Source organism: Pedobacter sp. D749 (assembly GCF_019317285.1).
In the GTDB taxonomy this organism is placed as follows: Bacteria; Bacteroidota; Bacteroidia; order Sphingobacteriales; family Sphingobacteriaceae; genus Pedobacter.
In genome coordinates, this window is the sequence record NZ_CP079218.1 from 1,534,662 (window position 1) to 1,552,374 (window position 17,713).

Consider the following 17,713-nt stretch of genomic DNA (forward strand, 5'->3'; position numbering starts at 1 on the left):
CTCTAATTGATTAATTAAATGATACGTTTAAACCGAACAGGAAGGTCCTGGTTTTTGGATAAAAGTTGTTGGTATCAACACCTGGGGCAGTACCGCCTTGATTAATTTCCGGGTCAATACCTTTGTAACCTGTAATTAAAAATAAATTGTTTGCCGTTGTGTACAGACGTAGAGATCGAACGCCTGGTATAATTCCTTTCTTAAAGGTATAACCTAAAGTCGCATTATCCAACCTTAAATAACTTCCGTTTTCGAGGAAACGACTTGAGTATTTATACGAATTGAAATCAGCTGCAGATTCGTTTTCTACTTCAACCGGAATATTGGTAAACTGTGCGGTACTCGGACGGAATAAATCAGCACGGGTTACATTCATAATCTTATTCCCCAATACAGCCCTTATGAAAATGCTTAGATCGAAATTTTTATACCTGATGTTATTTGACCATCCAATCAATGCTTTTGGCTGTGCATTACCCAATATGTAATAATCAGTTTTATCCAGTAAATTCTGAGTTTTAACATTTCCGGCAGCATCATAAAATTGTGAAACGCCATTGGCATCTTTACCTGCATATTTATAAGTGAAAAATGTTCCGATAGGCTGGCCCGGTGACAAAATTTGTATTGATGCACCACTCTGCCCTCCACCACCAGGTGTAACGGTCAATCGGTCTTCAATGTTAAACCTGCTATCATCCGATAGTGTAACAATTTTATTTTTATTGTGCGCTAAGTTAAATCCGGTAGTCCAGCTAAAGTTATCTGTAATCACTGGCGTACCATTTAAAACCAACTCGACACCCTTATTACTTAACTCACCAACATTAGCGGTGTAGAGACTTGTTGGAAATAAGTTATTATCAACCCCAAAAGACAATATTAAATCAGTTGTTTTTTTATCATATAAATCCACAGATCCTGTTAATCTGCCCTTAAACAATCCGAAATCCAAACCAATATTGGTTGTGGCCGTTTTCTCCCATCTTAAATCAGGGTTTTCATTTTGAATGGCACCGTAAGCACCTTCTCTTGGTGAACCGTTATAATAGAACTGGCCAACCTGACCGTAAATTAACTTCGTGGTTAATGGCGCGAAACCCGCTGAGTTCCCGGCAATACCATAACTTCCACGTAGTTTTAATGTTCCAATCAGATTTTGATTTTTAAAGAAATTTTCCTGGTCAATGTTCCAGGCCGCACCCACAGATGGGTAATATCCCCATGTTTCATTTATTCCGAATACATTCGATCCATCTCTTCTAATTGATCCCTGAATAAGGTATTTATTTTTGTAATTATAATTAACCCTGGCAAAATCAGAAATCAGTAAAATCTCCTGGTAAGTAACATCTGGATTAAAATTAACCCTAAAATCCGGAATTGCATAAGGATTACCTAAACTTAAATTATTATAACCAACATCATTAACAGGAAAATTAGTTGAGGTGGCCTGAAAACCGTCGTTATTTAATGATTGTTGGTATGAGTAACCTACAACGGCATTGATATCGTGGTCACCGAACTTTTTATTCCAGGTAAGGTAAGTTTCTAAAATTTTATTGGTATTTTGATATGTATTTCTTTGCGCTACGCCATTTTGGCCAACCAATGATATAAAAGCTAGGGGAGCTGGTGGCTCTGGTGTGTTTCTTACGTTGTTGTAACGCGAGGTGTAAATGCTGTTGTAAAATGCACCAAAAATATTTTCTGTGTTCTGGTAAGATACATTTATGTCATAGGTGAAGCCAAATGGTAGTTTTAAGTTTGCACTCACACTTCCTAAAATGTTTTTCGTTTTTACGTTTTCCTTGCCATTTTCCAGCATGGAAACCGGGTTGTAATAATTGCTTTGAATCAGGTTGTCAAAATAACTTCCATCGGGATTTCTAACCGGTGCAGTTGGTAAATACGTTAGCATTTGTGATAGAACCGTATTTCTATACGGAACTAAATCTGCATTACTTACGGAGTTGCTTAAGTTAAACGAAAGCTTTAATTTATCGTTGAAAGCTTTTTGTTCCAAACCCACGCGACCTATAAACCTATCTAAACCACTGGCTTTGATGATACCTTTCTGGTTAAAATAATTAATGCTTGCGTTATAAGTCGTTTGCTCTGTTCCGCCACTTAATGAAACATTGTGATTATAAGACAGGGCATTGCTTCTTTGTACTTCATTCTGCCAATTGGTGTTGGCACCTTTATCATTCGCAGGCGTTAATGCAGTATTGGTTTTTGCTAAAAAGGCGCGTAATTGATCTGAATCCATCATATCATAACGATTAGAAACGTTTTCTACACCAAAATAGCCGTTATAAGAGATTTGGGTTTGTCCGGCAACGCCTTTTTTCGTGGTTACCATAATTACACCATTTGCAGCACGGTTACCATAAATCGCAGAAGCGGCAGCATCTTTCAATACGTCGATTGTAGCAATATCATCAGGTGCCAGAATGGAAATATCCGCGCCAACTACTCCATCGATTACGAATAATGGCGATTGAGCGCCATCGCGAAGGGTTGATGCACCACGCATAATGATTGCTGCAGTTTTGGTAGGATCTCCATTTTTGGTAATGTTTAAACCTGGAACTTTACCTTGTAACATCTGTCCAATATCACTGATAGCCCCCCTATTCAAATCATCTCCTTTAACTGAAGATATGGAACTGGTTAAAGCCTTTCTTGAACTTTTACCATAACCCACCACAACCACATCATTAAGAGCGGCCGTAGATTCTAAAATAGTAACTTTATAAGTAGACGCTGTACCTACGGTGAGTTCCTTAGTTTGATAACCCAGGAAACTGAAAAGAATTTTGTCACCGGTTTTTGCTGAAATGCTGAATGATCCATCTGTACCTGTAGAAGTTACTTTCGAAGTACCTTTTACTGAAACAGACGCACCGATTACGGGCTGGTTTGTGTTATCTAATAAATTTCCAGTAATTTTTCGTTCAGTTTGCGCGTAGGTAACATTAAATACCTGGCTGATGAGTAAAAGCAGCATAAATATGCCACTATACTTTAAGCGTGTACATTTAAATCTCATGATTTTTGTAAAATTAGATTCATAAATTGTTTATTTAGTTATTAATGTTTGGAGATAGAATTTAAAATTTAATGGTAGCCGGTAAATATTTAGCCACCAATGCTTTGTAGTAAGATTCCAGTTCTTCCCAGCTTTTCTGATTGGGATTTTTAGAATATAAATCGTAAGGGTTAAAAAGGTTAACCCATTTAAACATTTCATGGTCCTTTTCATTCATCAGGTGATCGTATGCATTTTCCCTGTGCTGTGAATAAAAAGAATGGTAACGGAGCATATATAAACCCGGTTCTGGTAAGTAGGGCTTCATCATGTGGTATACATATTCATCGTGCCCCCAAGACATATCTACATTATCCAGCCCACAATTTTGAGTATAAACACCCAGTTTGGTTTGATAAATTTCATTGTTGTAATCGGGATTCTGACTGAAAAATTCAGGATAAACAATTTTATCTGAATAAGCACAACCTACCGGGAAAGTATCGCCAACTACAGCCCATTGTGGCTCTCCGAATAAACAAAGCACTTTACCCATATCGTGGATTAAGCCTACCAATACCATCCAATCGGGGTGGCCGTCGTTTCTGATCGCCTCAGATGTTTGCAACAAATGCTGCATCTGGTCTAAATCGGTATCAGGATCAGAATCGTCTACTAACTTATTCAAAAAATCAAACGCACTCCAGATAGGCATCTCTTGTTTGTCGAACTTTAAGTAATCTGCTTTTTTCTGCTTTACGAAATCGTATGTTTGATAGGTATGGTTAAGTCTGTAAAATTCTTTTACACTATCCTTTTCTGTTTCTTCGTAATTTCTGAACTGCTCTTCTTTTTTGTCAGCATTGATGTTTTTAGGATCCGGATAGCGGGTTAATATATCATCTTCCCATTGATCAAGATTTTGCAACGGATTTTGGTTATCCTCTGACGATGCACTTTGGTTTCTCATAAGGCTAGAAATTGATTTGAATAAAATTTTGTTGGTTGTTGGGTTAAAGTTGAGTTTTTGAAAGCTTAAAATTTTATGTTTGACCAACTTTATTTACTTAAACGATTACGTAAAATCTTATTTCGTACTGCGGAATACGAATTAAAATTTTAATTTGAGTGGTTGCAATTTGTTGCCGGCTTAGCAGATGCTGTCCGGCCTGGGTTTATGTTAGCGAAACATACAAAAGAAAAAAATTGACGATGATGTTGCGATTATTTTATATTTGCGTGTGCGGCCAGCTATTTATTCATAATTGAAAAGATATTGGGCTGCTGAACCAGCTAACTTATTTTTAACTTCAACTTCCTCTGTTTATATCCGTATAGCCAGGAAGCTACTGTTTTTGATGAAAGTGCTGATGAAGAAAAGAGCGGGTTTGGCCTATCGTAATTCTCGCGGTAAGGCCGGGTAAACCTCAAAAAACTAACAAACAAAATTAAATACATGGCGGAAACAGTTAATATTAAGCGGTTAGCTCAGGAATTGAACATTTCTATCGCAACCGTTTCTAAGGCCCTCAACGACAGTCATGAAATCAGTTTAAAAACCAAAAACAGGGTGTGGACTTTGGCTAAAGAACTGAATTATACACCAAATCCGGCAGCGAGTAACCTTCGGAGCAATAAAACAAAAACTGTTGCAGTAGTTATCCCCTGCGTAGCCAATAATTTTTTCTCCTTATCCATCATGGGGATTGAAGAAATAGCCCGGCAGTATGGTTACCATGTGCTCATTTATCAAACCCACGAAAACATAGAGGCAGAAAAAGCTTTTACCAACAGTTTGTTAAACGGGAGGGTAGATGGTATTCTTACTTCGGTATCAAGCAGTGAATACAATAGTGAATATTATGCCAATCTGGTTAAGAAAATCCCGCTGGTATTTTTCGATCGGGTGTATGAAAACCTGGATGCGGTTAAAGTAACTACTGATGATTATGAAATTGCTTTTCAGGCCACTGAACATTTAATTGAGTGTGGCTGTACCAAAATTGCCTATTTATTTGGTCTCGAAAATCTTCCGGCAGGTAAAGCAAGGTTTGCGGGTTATCTGGACGCACTGAAATCACATGGGCTGGCGCCTTCGGATGAACTCGTGATTAAATATCATGATGATGAAGAATTTAACCTGCAACAGATCAAGGAATTGCTTGGGAAGTATAAACCCGATGCACTGTTTTCTTCTATTGAAGAATTCATCATTCCTGCTTATTGTGCCTGTAGAGAATTGGGTTTACAGATTCCGGATGATGTTAAAGTACTCAGCTTTTCTAACCTGAGTACGGCAAAACTCTTAAGTCCTTCGCTTACAACAATTTCGCAGCCTGCCTTTGAAATTGGACGTGAAGCAGCAAAATGTCTTTTCAAAATCCTTCACAATAAACAACTGGATGATGAGCAGAATATCATATTAAAATCTGTATTAACCAAACGCGAATCTACAGGTTGTTAACAGTATAAATTTAGGTTATTGCCGGCTGATAGGCGAAAACGTTTACGTAATTAAATAATTGAATTAAACCTTCAACATTGGGATTTTTTCTGACTTTTAAAAAAAACCAAATGTAAAAAATCTTTATGAATCACTTGTCTGTATTCGATTATGTTGTTTTTTTAATGTATTTTATCATTGTTTCGGCATACGGCTATTGGGTTTATCGAAGCAAGAAACAAAAACGTACTGATACGAAGGATTATTTTTTAGCAGAAGGCTCACTCACCTGGTGGGCAATTGGTGCATCTATCATTGCTTCTAATATCTCTGCCGAACATTTTATTGGTATGTCGGGTTCGGGTTTTGCAATGGGGCTTGCCATTGCCAGTTACGAATGGATGGCTGCCGCTACATTAATTATTGTAGCCATATTCTTTCTGCCCATTTACATTAAGAACAAAATTTACACCATGCCACAGTTTCTGTCTAACCGTTATAATAATACGGTAAGTACATTAATGGCTGTTTTTTGGTTGCTTGTTTATGTATTTGTAAACTTAACTTCTATTTTTTTTCTTGGTGCCATTGCTATTGAAACCATTACGGGTATTCCTTTTAATATCTGTATCATTTTTCTGGCCATTTTTTCAGCCATTATCACCCTTGGCGGCATGAAAGTAATTGGTTATACCGATGTAATACAGGTTTTTGTTTTGGTAGCAGGTGGATTGATTACCTGTTATATGGCACTTAAACTGGTAGCTGAAAAACTGGATGCACCCAGCGTTTTGGCCTCGCTTCCTTTGTTACGCAGCGAAGCATCTGATCATTTTCATATGATATTTTCTAAGGGAGATAAATTTTACAATGAATTGCCTGGTATTGCGGTACTGGTAGGTGGTTTATGGATCAATAATTTAAATTATTGGGGTTGTAACCAGTATATTGTTCAGCGGGCATTAGGAGCCGATTTAAAGACTGGGCGTAACGGATTAATATTTGCCGCGTTTTTGAAATTACTCATTCCGGTAATTGTTGTTATTCCAGGTATTGCAGCCTACGTGCTTTATCAACGTGGTTATTTCCATTCCGAAATGCTCGATGCAGCCGGAACAGTTAAGCCCGATCATGCTTACCCGGTCCTGATGAATTTATTACCCGCAGGAATAAAAGGACTGGCTTTTGCTGCGCTTACTGCTGCTATCGTAGCCTCACTTGCCGGAAAATGTAATAGCATTGCCACTATTTTTACACTTGATATTTATAAGAAGTTTATTAAACCCGAAGCTTCAGAAAACCGATTGGTTTCGGTTGGTCGCTGGTCTGTGGTTGTCGCATCTTTAATCGCTATCGTTATCGCTCCGGCATTGCGCAGTTTCGATCAGGTTTATCAGTTTATTCAGGAATATGTAGGTTTTATTTCGCCGGGTGTTTTTGCAATCTTTTTACTGGGCTTTTTCTGGAAGAAAACCACTTCACGTGCAGCGCTTACCGCTTCTTTATTAACCATCCCTTTATCTACTTTTTTTAAATTCCTGCCTACTCTAACCAGCGGCGCTATTGCACCGATGCCTTTCTTGAACAGGATGTCGTGGGTATTTGTGATTATTATGGGTTTAATGGTTCTGGTAACCTTAACCGATCCTAAAAGTGAAAATAACCCGCAGGGATTGAAAATTGACAGCAGTATGTTTAAGGTTACTCCGGCGTTTACCATTGCCTCGGTTATTATCTGTGGTATTCTTGCAGCGCTTTATACCGTCTTTTGGTAAGCAAGTCATGGCTTAAAATAACCCATTGTATATTTATAACGAATTGAAATGAAGATTAGAATTTTACTTTTTTTTGCACTGCTGATTTCTTTCAGTGGGATGGCCCAAAACAAATTATATAATATTAAAAAATACGGTGCAGTTGGCGATGGCAAAACGAACGATGCAGCTGCCATTCAGAAAGCTATCAATGCCTGTTCTGCAGCAGGGGGTGGACAGGTAATTGTACCCGCCGGGAATGTATTTTTAGCCGGTCCTTTTAACTTAAAATCGTTTGTTGATTTAAGGGTAGAAGGTGGTGCTAAACTCCTGGCCAGTCCTGATGAAAAACTGTATACGCAAAGTGCTTTTAGAGGCAATAAAGGTGAAGGTACCATCTGGATAGGCGGAGAAAAACTAGAACAGGTGAGCATTAGCGGAACAGGGGTGATTGATGGGAATGGAATTTCGTTTATGGGGGAGGAGCTTAGCGACTCGTATGTTTTAAAACCTTTTAATGTTGTAGATCCGCGACCGCATTTGCTTACGCTAACCGGCTGTAATAAACTGAATATAGATGGGGTAACTTTTCAAAATTCTGCCTACTGGACCGTTCATTTAATCGGTTGTAATGATGTTTCGATATCCAATATAACATTACTCAACAGCATTAAAATCCGTAATAGTGATGGAATTGATCTTGATCACAGTAAAAATGTGCGGATTACCAATTGTTTTATTGAATCGGGTGATGACTGTATCTGCTTAAAAAACAGACGTGAATTTGAAGAATATGGCGCCTGTGAAAACATTGTAGTTAGTAACTGTACCATGACCTCCAGCTCATGTGCCATTAAAATAGGTTCAGAAAATATGGACCGGATTAGCAATGTACTGATCAATAACTGCAATATCAGAAAGAGCAACCGCGGTATTGGTATTCAAAACCGTGATGAGGGTACCGTAAATAATGTGATTTTTTCTAACCTGTTTATCGAATCGAAACTTTTTTCGGATGTATGGTGGGGCAAGGCGGAGCCGATTTATATTACCGCTTATCCAAGAGCAACCAGCAACAATAAAGATGCTGGCTGGCGTTTACCGAAGGGCCAAACCAAGGGCAAGGTTGGAGCAGTTAAAAATATTTATTTCAGTAATATCAGATGTACAGGAGAAAGTGGTGTATACATCAGTGGTGAAAGTCCTGATAAAATTTCTGAGATCTATTTTGACCAGGTTAGTGTTTACCTTGATAAAACAACAAAAGAAGCAGGAGGAGTATATGACCGCAGGCCAAGCAATGTTGAAGGGCTCGTTAAAAGTGCGATTGCGGGGTTTTATTTTGAAAATACCGGATACATCAGCCTACTTAACAGCAATGTAGTATGGGGTACAAATAAGCCAGACTATGCAGGAAAAGCTTTGGAGGAAAAGAATGTGAGTAAACTTAAAACAGTTAACTTTAGCGAAACTACAGTAGAGAAGTAAAGAAATTTAAATACCTGGGCTACGTTCGTGAGCCAGCCCTGTTGCAATTTATATATTAGTTTATCTGTTGCTTTCCGGTGTTATTGGTGTCAATTTCAGCTAATGCAGCTGTAATTTCATTAATGGTTTTGATACTGAAAATATGTCTGCCAGTTAACCACCTTTTGATTTCATCAGGATTAATATCCAATATAAACGCCAGGTCGTTTTCAGTTGAACCTTTTACGGCAAGTAATGCTGTCGTTTTAAGGGCAACTTCCAGGTTTAGCTGTTCTAGTTTCTCAATTGCAGGATTTCCGGTTTCTTCCAGCCAGATAGAAACAAAATCGTTTTCTTCCATTTTATAATTTTACTTTTAGTACAACGGTTTGCCTGAACAAACAACCCGCTTTTAGGGCGGCAAATTTAGTGATTAAGCGTATTATTGCAAACCAGAATCAAAAGAAAGATTTTAATCAAATTAAAGTTTAAATTAAATCAATTTACAAATGGCATCAGATCAGAAATTCGTGGACTTTGTTATCGATCAGATTGGTTATTCCGGACAGGTTACCTGTAAGAAAATGTTTGGTGAATACGGTTTGTATTTTGACTATAAGTTATTTGCGCTCGTATGCGATAATAAATTGTTTGTTAAGCCTACTTTATCGGGAAGAGCATATATAATTGACGTTGTGGAAGCACCACCTTATCCGGGCGCAAAAAATCAATTTCTAATAGAAGAGCAGTTGGAAAATAGCGATTGGCTAAAAAAACTGGTAAGCATCACCGTAGCTGAACTGCCCGAGCCCAAACCCAGGAAAAAGAAATAAAGGCAGGATTTAACTTTAGTACTGATGTATAAATTACTAAAAAACTTATTGGCTGTTGTAACCTTGTTTAAATTTCGTAACAAGCTTGTTTTATTGCCCTGAATTAAGGGTTTTAGTACTGACGCAGATTGTTGTAGTAGATATTTTAGCTATATTGGAAGTATGAAAAATTTAGTCCTGTTTCTATTATTATCACTTTTTCTTCGTCCTTTATTTGCACAGCAAACGCAAAAGCCGATGCTGTACGGTAACAGCTGGATGGCCATCACGGGAAAGCCGATGGCAGCAACAGCAGGGTCAATGATCTTTCAGCAAGGAGGAAATGCTGTTGATGCGGCGTGTGCCATGTTAGCTGCTACTTGCACCATGTGGGATACCTTGAGCTGGGGAGGAGAAACACAGGCGCTGATTTACAATCCGAATACCAAAAAGGTAATCGCCATAAACGCAATGGGTGTTGCCCCAACCGGAGCAACCGTAGCCTTTTTTAAAGCTAAAGGTTATAGTTTTCCGCCAGAATACGGTCCTTTGGCCGCCACCACCCCGGGTACACCCGGCGGCCTGATCTACATGCTGAGTAAATACGGTAGCATGAGTTTGGGTCAGGTTTTAGCACCTGCCATGCACATGGCCGCAGGTTACACGATAGAAGCACAGGCTGCAAATAGTATGGAGCGGGATAAACAATTAATTAAAACCTGGCCTTACAGTAAAAAGGTATTGTTGCCACATTTGGGTGAGAAACGGGAGGCGCCAGAAGCAGGGGAAGTTTTTGTTCAAAAAGATCTGTTGGCCACCCTAACCAAAATGGTTGAAGCAGAACAAGCAGCGTTAAAGAAAGGAAGCAACCGACAAGAGGCATTAATGGCCGCTTATGATCGTTTTTATAAAGGAGACATCGCGAAAGAATTTGTTCGCGGAAGCAAAGAACAAGGTGGTTTAATTACCATGGATGATCTTGCGAAATGGAAACCGGTTGAAGAAGAAGCGCTAAGCATCGATTATAAAGGAATTAAAGTGTACAAGTTAAAACAGTGGACACAGGGTCCGGTTTTACTCCAGGCATTGAATATATTAGAGAATTTTGATCTAAAAGCAATGGGCTACAATAGCTCGAAATATATCCATACTGTTTATCAGGCTATGAATCTGTCATTCGCCGACCGTGATTTTTACTATGGAGATCCTAATCAAAATCCAGTTGAGCCAATTAAAGGCCTTTTAAGTAAAGATTATGCAAAACAACGGGCCTCACTTATTCAGGCAGATAAAAATGATGCAAACATAGGTCCTGGTGATCCTTATCCATATGAGGGAAAGAAAAACCCATATTTAAATCTGTTAAAGAGCAGGGGTTTTAACCTTGATACAGCCAAACGTAATTTTGCACCAAAACACGACCTGGGTAACAATACGCCAAAAGAAATTTATGAAGACCGTTTATGGCGGGGAACAACGTCGATAGAAGCTGCAGACAAAGCAGGCTGGGTGGTATCAGTTACCCCAAGCGGAGGCTGGCTTCCGGCTTGTATTGCCGGTAATACTGGTATTGGAATGAGTCAGCGCATGCAAAGTTTTGTGCTCGATTCTGCTTTAAACCCCTTCAATGTTGTTGCACCTGGCAAACGACCAAGAGTGACCTTATCGCCCTCACTATTTCTCAAAGATGGTAAACCTTTTATAGCTGCCGCAGTTCAGGGTGGTGATACCCAAGACCAGAACTTGCTGCAGTTCTTTTTAAATATGGCTGAATTTGATATGAATGTGCAAAGGGCAACCGAAGCCGCTAATTTTAATACCAATCAACTTTGGCTTTCGCTAGGTGGTACTAAAACGAGCGACAGAGCACCAAAGCCTGGTCAGATCTTATTAAATGCCAACACCAAAGAGGAGGTGCGTACTGAACTAAAAAAAATGGGATATACGCTCAGTTTTTCAGAACGTACCAGCGGCCCGATCAATGCTATTTATTTTGATTGGAAACACAATAGCTTGCAAGGTGGCTCAAGTAACCATGGCGAAGATTATGGCATTGCATGGTAGTACATTTGTTTGATTAATCTGCACTGTATTTTTTCCATTGCTACCTAAAAATAACACTTTGGTCTTCGGCTCTTTTTGGTTTCGATATAATAGCCAACTGAGATTTCGTGCGAGCCATAATCATAATTGCTCAGTTTATTGAGGCTGTAATCATAACCATAACCAATACGCAGGTTAGATCTGATAAATAATTCGCTGATGAAACCAATAGCAGATCTACTGGTTAATCCAGGTTGGAGGTTCTCTTTAGGGTAAATTTTCACTGAAGTGCGATAAACTGCGCCAAGCCAGAAACGCTCTTTTACCAGTAAAAAGGCATTTAAATCTAATGAAGTTGGCCCATGTAAATCATCTTTAATTAAAAAGGTTGGTTTAAAAACAAAATCGTTATTCAGAGGTAATGCAACTCCTGCACTCAGGTAAAAATGAGGCTGAATTTTAACGTTTAGCGAATGGTAATCGTCAAATACGGATAAGGCTTTTGACAAGAGATTATTTGCCGAAAAACCGATAAAAAACTTCTCATTTGAATAATGAATACCAGCGCGTATATCGGGCATGGTCTGACTTGTTGACCCTGTCGGGATACGATTGTCGCCCATTTCAATAGGGTCTAGTAAATTGCCGTTTAAGGCTGTCTGTATTACACCTACACCTAAACCGAATGCGAGGATATTGGTTTCCGTACGATCGAGTTTTATCCTGTAAGCGAAGTTTGCCGATGCATTTAACGTATTTTGTGCACCTATTTTATCCTTGCTTACAATTAGCCCCATTCCCAAACTTTCATCATTTATTGCCTCATCTGCTGATATAGAGAGGGTTTGTGGTGCTCCCCTGATGCCGGTCCATTGTGCTCTGAGAAAAGCCTGGAGGTAAAGCTCTTCCTTATAACCCGCATATGCGGGATTGATATACATACCATTAAAAACATATTGCCCAAACTGGGCGTCTTGCTGCGCAAAACCCTTAACGGATGATATCGTAATGATCAAAAAAAGAAGTATCCTTTTCAAAATGTTCATGTCTGTATTTTGCTTTATTTACCTGATTACTGTGATATAACCTTTGTAATCTTGCCAGGTTGTTGTTCCATTTCTAACTTTAACTATGTAGAAGTAGGTTCCATCTGCTAATCCTGGTGCAGTCCAGTCGTTTTGATAGTGACTGGATTGATAAACTGTACTTCCCCAACGGTTAATGATCGTTACCTCTTTCGATTCAAAAGATTCCAGGTGTTCAATATAAAAAGTGTCGTTCTTGCCATCCCCATTAGGCGTAAAAACATTTGGAATTCTTAAGCCTGAAATCTCTTTTTTATCGGTTGATGTATTATTGGCCAGGTTAGGGTCAAATTCTATTGCAGTTACAGTAGCTGTATTAGTCACCATGCCCAATTGCTTAGACCTTACCTTAATTACCAGTTCTGCAAACTTGCCATTGGCCAGTAAGGGAATATTCCAGTTAATGGTTCTGTTGATCTGGTCGTAGGTCGCCATTCCATCGGTTGGTTGGTCCAGGTTTTCTAAAGAAATATTATCTGGAAGAGCATCCCTGATCATTAGTTGGGTGGCATCATCAGTACCATTATTTCTAACATTTAAGTAGTACTCAAAAACCTGATCGCCCACTACGAGCTTTGCTTCTGAGCGTTTTGTGACGGCTACATCTGCAATAGCTTGTGGCAATACCAAAACTTCTATTTCATCTGAAATATCGGATGTACAGCCAAATTGATTTGAGGCAACTACTTTATAAATACCAGCTGTTGCCGTAATCAGCGTTGGGTTATTTTGTCCTTGCACCAACACATTATCCTTATACCATATAAATGATGCTGTCTCAGCCGAGTTTGCACGCAAAACCACCGACGATCCTGGTCTGATCGAAATGGTTTGCCGCCCGTTGGGTGCAATTTGGCCCTTTGCTGTTTGAATAAAAAACAACAATATAGCCAAAGGCAGAAAGGAATATATCCTTAGCTTCATCTATACATCAATATGCTGAAAACCGAGACTTTACTTAGAAAGTAACTGCTGGTGCCGTGCCATTAATGATTCCTGGCGTAATGGTTGGTTTTACAGGTTTAGGCGTAACGGTAATCGTCTCAGTTGCATCTTGTGGGCAATATTTATTGCCATTAATTACATAACCTGCTTTTAACCTGTATTTTTTCGGTCCCGCTGTTATTGGTAATGCAGGAGTATAACTTATCTGGTTTTCTCCTGATATTGCAGTTTCTACAGTGCCATCAACTGTGTACCACTGATAGGCAAAGGCCTGAGTATTAACATCAATACTTGATACGTTCCCTATTTGAGCGAGCGGACTTTCAAGACAGAAATTAGCAGGAGTAAAAGTAACAACCAAAGGTTTAAGCACATATACCGGAATTTCCTGTAATTCCGATTCGCAGGAGCCTTGTGCGGCCGATTTAGAACTTAAATAATAATACCCGGTTTTTAAATCTGCAGCTGGAATTTTTCCTGAAACCAAGGTGACACCTATACTTGGTGGAGTTGTTGAAGTTGTTGAAGTTTCACTGTATTTAACAATCCAGTTTGCACCATCTGGGGGGGGAGGCAATGTAAGGTCTGAGCCTTCGCAGAATAAATTAACTCCGCTTGTGGTTGGTAATACTACCTGAGCAGATACGCTTGAAAATGTACAGATTAAGAAAAAGATAGCTGCTAAAATTGTTTTTGTAATTGAATTGTTCATGGGGACGATTTGTTTGTTTGTTTAATATTGTGAATTAGTTTGCACCGACACATGTGGTGCTGATGGTTTTGGATTTATTTTAATGTTGAAATTAATTTGAGTGCTGCAACCCGCTGCATTTTCAATGGTTAACACACCAGAATGGGTATCCAATGCAGCATTGACGGGAATGTTAAGCGGAATATTTCCTGCTGGCAAAGGTTGATTACTAACAGCATTAAAACCTGGTGTATTCCAGGTTATCCTATAGGTTGTTGGATTGTTTAATGGGTTGGTATAAGGGAGAGATGTAGTGGTAAAACCCTGGCAAATTTCGGGTTCGGTACCCAATGTTAAATTTGGAAGCCCGTTTACGATTACAATAAAATTGGTCGTTTTCTCTGTACAGCCTTTTGCTGTGGCTGTTATGGTGGCTGTTCCCGTAAATGTATTATCCCAGGTTACCTTACCATTGTTTGCATCAATAATACCTGCCGCTAAGGGTAAAATGGAGTAGACTATGCTTGTTGCATTTGTTGCCGTTGCAACATAGGTATCGGTTCCGGTACCCATACAGTGTTTATTGGTTAATCCGGTATTAAAAACAGGAGTACTTACATTTCCATTTACCGTTATTGAACCTGTTGTAGTGAATGGCGTTCCTGTAGTATTAGAAACGGTATAAGTCATGGGTGGGCCTGCAGTAGTTGGCGTACCGCTAATTGTTAATTTCTTTGTTCTATTATCATATCTGCCATCTATCCCGGCTGGTAATCCCGTAACCTGGACACCGTTTGTACCTGGTGGAATATCAAAAATAATGTTGTTCATGGCTGTGCCTACACACACTTCTCTATCGCCAGAGCCGGTAGTGGTTGTAGCCGAACTCTGATCGTTATTGCTTACCTGATCGGGTTGCGAACCAGTAATGGTAGCGGTGTTTATATTTACGCCTGTTTTTATCACTTTTGCGGTAATTTTTAAGCTAATACTGGCATTACTGGCCAAATCGCCAATAGTCCATATACCGGAAATAGGATCGTAACTTGTACCTGATGGCGCTACACTCGACACATAAGAAAAACCATCGGGAAGCAGATCTGTAACCGATACCCCAACCGCATTTCCATTACCTAAATTTTCGGCCTTAAGGGTAAATACCACATTGCTGTTTAATTCAGGGTAAGGCACATCAATCGTTTTAGTAATGGAGCGGTCGATATTACAAAGTGAAATATTTAAAGGGAGCGAAGGGGCGCTAATGCCACAATCTAAACTATAACTTACTGAATAATTGCCGGAAACACCAGCCACATAAGTATTGGTGTTTGCACCACTTATCGGATTTCCGTTAAGATACCACTGATATGAAGAAGCATTCGGATTTGCGGTAAGCGTTGCAGATGCACAGTTGCTTTGCGATACGAGAGGTTGATCGGCCTTTTCAGGGAAACGGGAAATAAAGTTAGACATGGAGAAACCACCACCTTGTTGCACCATCGTTACTGTAAGTCGTTCTGAGCTGTTAATGATGATTGTTTTTGGTGAGCCAATATTTGCCTTTGTGAAACGGATTAAATATAAACCGGAAGTTCCTAAAGCTTTACGTGTACCAATGCCTGGTATGGTTTCAATATCGGTGCCATTATAATTGGTTGTACCAAATTGCGTTTTTAGAGAGATTTTAGCTGTACTTTTTGTAATGATGTAACCAAAATAAGATAAATCACTGTTGCTATAAGCAGTAAAATTGGTGGTTTCTACTTTTCTGGACCCCGAACAAGTGGATATTGGCACTAAAGTCGCAACATCAACCTCGCAACCACCACCGTCAGAAATACCAGCCGTACCTGAAAATACTTCTACATTTTTATTGGCTTGAATTCTTGATGATGAATACCGGCCTGTATTTATACCTGGTGGATTATTGTAGCTATAAGTTCCATTAACGTAACCATGAGCAAAAGTTTTAAAATCGCCGGCTTGTGCCAGTGTATAGTTAGTTACTCTTTTCTGAACACCGTTCAGGTCAAAGTCGGTAACGGTAACTACGGTGTTAGCCTCGGTTGCAATTACTGTAGTCTGCTCGGCGGTTGAATTACCCTCTCCTCTAACTACTACATACTCTTGCCCCAGCGAGGCTATTGGTGGAATTGGATTGTAGGCGCCATCCCCACAGCCTCCGGGTGCATCCAGATCTGCAGCAGTATTCATTACCGCCGATCCAGACGATTCTACCAACGTTCCCATCGGTGCATTGAACAGATAACTTTGTCCGGCGTTTAATGTAGCTGTAGCCACGCCTCCAATTTTAACAATGGTGTTGTTTTCGGTAGCCATAATGCTATATATTGGAGGGTGGGGCTTATCTAGAGGGTTGGTACTCACCACAAGATTACCATCCCGATAGTAACCTACACGAAAAGACGTTCCAATTGCCGCATCACCGAAACTAAAAAGAGAGGCGTTGCCTTTAATATCCGCATCAGAACCGTCATTTCTTTTTAACTCATCAGGATCATTAATTATTAAATCATCAGAAGCAACGTTTCTTAAATTAACAGAAATGGATCCTGTTGCTTCTATAATTAATCCGGCTCCCGTTAATACCGTATTTAGGGGATGCGCAGGCACGTCCTTAGGCAATCCAGTGAAGCGTTGTACATAAGGTGTACCTTGCAAACAGGTAAAATTAAATAATAGTGTACCATCACTTTTATATATTGTTCCGGTAACGGTTCCAATATCTGATGTAATAACAATTTCATTGGCTTTACTCCAATATTGCCATGGGGCAGGCGCAATGTAATGTTTTGAATAGCTGCTTGCCGATAAACGTTTTATAGTGTTTGTGCTGGTTTTTGAAGAAAAAGGAAAGGATAAATTATTAGCGCCAGCGTTTGTTATGGTTTTAATTTCATGGCGTGCAAATGCAATATTTGCTGAGCAGAGCAATATTAATCCCAGTAACCCGCTAAATAAAAACACCAGAAAAGCCCTGATCATAAATAAACTGTTGGAACCCATATGTGACTAAAACATGGATCTAATAATTCATTAAAGGCTGAGGCCGTTTTAATAAATTTTGGCATAATAAATCAATTGCCTATATAGATTAGGTTTGATTTATTGTGTAGTTCGAATGTGTCAGTTATTTGGGTTATACGGTCGAAAGTAATTAAAAAAAAATATTAAAAAACACCCTTAATATTAATTTTTAATACACTTTAAAGCTGTTTAAAGGCGTTTTTTGCATAAATTTAATCACCTGTATTTCTACTGATACGCCTTTAGTCAAAAGCCGATTATCTTCTTTTAATTTTGTTAATTAACAACTAATTTGTAGTCAATTAATTGTGGTGTTTTTACAAGTCTGAAACTACGATGAAGCATTTGGGATTAGAAAAAATGTTTTTTTTGTAAAAATATTGTGATTTAC

The 17,713-nt window shown here is 39.1% G+C and carries 12 protein-coding genes; 5 read left to right on the forward strand and 7 right to left on the reverse strand.

Annotated elements, in window-relative coordinates:
• Window positions 1-10 precede the first annotated feature (10 nt).
• Both KYH19_RS06310 and KYH19_RS06315 read right to left on the reverse strand, forming a co-directional pair.
• A complete protein-coding gene (locus KYH19_RS06310) occupies window positions 11-3,055 on the reverse strand; it encodes a TonB-dependent receptor (RefSeq protein ID WP_219078009.1) in 3,045 nt (1,014 codons plus the stop codon).
• A gap of 61 nt (window positions 3,056-3,116) precedes the next feature.
• On the reverse strand, window positions 3,117-4,004 hold the full coding sequence (locus tag KYH19_RS06315; protein WP_219078010.1) for an inositol oxygenase: 888 nt from the start codon (window positions 4,002-4,004) through the stop codon (window positions 3,117-3,119).
• 486 nt (window positions 4,005-4,490) lie between these two features.
• On the opposite strand from KYH19_RS06315, the gene KYH19_RS06320 reads away from it, so the two are divergent.
• From KYH19_RS06320 to KYH19_RS06330, 3 genes are all read left to right on the forward strand, one after another.
• Window positions 4,491-5,498 carry a LacI family DNA-binding transcriptional regulator gene (locus KYH19_RS06320; protein WP_193423874.1) on the forward strand — a complete coding sequence of 336 codons (1,008 nt, stop codon included), beginning with the start codon at window positions 4,491-4,493 and terminating at the stop codon, window positions 5,496-5,498.
• A gap of 125 nt (window positions 5,499-5,623) precedes the next feature.
• A complete protein-coding gene (locus tag KYH19_RS06325; RefSeq protein ID WP_219078011.1) occupies window positions 5,624-7,252 on the forward strand; it encodes a sodium/sugar symporter in 1,629 nt (542 codons plus the stop codon).
• Window positions 7,253-7,300: 48 nt separating this feature from the next.
• Window positions 7,301-8,719, forward strand: a complete 1,419-nt coding sequence (locus KYH19_RS06330; RefSeq protein ID WP_255562574.1) for a glycoside hydrolase family 28 protein — start codon at window positions 7,301-7,303, stop codon at window positions 8,717-8,719.
• 55 nt (window positions 8,720-8,774) lie between these two features.
• Here the strand turns inward: KYH19_RS06330 and KYH19_RS06335 are convergent, their stop codons facing one another.
• Entirely contained in the window at window positions 8,775-9,059 is a 285-nt protein-coding gene (locus KYH19_RS06335) for a hypothetical protein (protein ID WP_132396113.1), read from the reverse strand.
• Window positions 9,060-9,207: 148 nt separating this feature from the next.
• Here KYH19_RS06335 and KYH19_RS06340 point away from each other — a divergent pair, with 148 nt between their 5' ends.
• On the forward strand, window positions 9,208-9,531 hold the full coding sequence (locus KYH19_RS06340; RefSeq protein ID WP_132396111.1) for a TfoX/Sxy family protein: 324 nt from the start codon (window positions 9,208-9,210) through the stop codon (window positions 9,529-9,531).
• Window positions 9,532-9,693: 162 nt separating this feature from the next.
• Complete coding sequence (locus KYH19_RS06345; protein ID WP_219078012.1) at window positions 9,694-11,574, forward strand: gamma-glutamyltransferase family protein; 1,881 nt, start codon at window positions 9,694-9,696, stop codon at window positions 11,572-11,574.
• 44 nt (window positions 11,575-11,618) lie between these two features.
• On the opposite strand, the gene KYH19_RS06350 is transcribed toward KYH19_RS06345, so the two are convergent.
• The 4 genes from KYH19_RS06350 to KYH19_RS06365 are packed head-to-tail and all read right to left on the reverse strand — an operon-like array spanning window position 11,619 to window position 17,280.
• The gene (locus KYH19_RS06350; protein ID WP_219078013.1) at window positions 11,619-12,599 is read right to left on the reverse strand and encodes a type IX secretion system membrane protein PorP/SprF; all 981 of its coding nucleotides are present in this window, start codon (window positions 12,597-12,599) and stop codon (window positions 11,619-11,621) included.
• Window positions 12,600-12,617: 18 nt separating this feature from the next.
• The gene (locus KYH19_RS06355; protein ID WP_132396105.1) at window positions 12,618-13,562 is read right to left on the reverse strand and encodes a gliding motility-associated C-terminal domain-containing protein; all 945 of its coding nucleotides are present in this window, start codon (window positions 13,560-13,562) and stop codon (window positions 12,618-12,620) included.
• Window positions 13,563-13,596: 34 nt separating this feature from the next.
• Window positions 13,597-14,295, reverse strand: coding sequence for a hypothetical protein (locus tag KYH19_RS06360; RefSeq protein WP_219078014.1), 699 nt, complete (start codon window positions 14,293-14,295; stop codon window positions 13,597-13,599).
• Window positions 14,296-14,316: 21 nt separating this feature from the next.
• On the reverse strand, window positions 14,317-17,280 hold the full coding sequence (locus tag KYH19_RS06365; RefSeq protein WP_219078015.1) for a DUF11 domain-containing protein: 2,964 nt from the start codon (window positions 17,278-17,280) through the stop codon (window positions 14,317-14,319).
• Window positions 17,281-17,713: the final 433 nt, after the last annotated feature.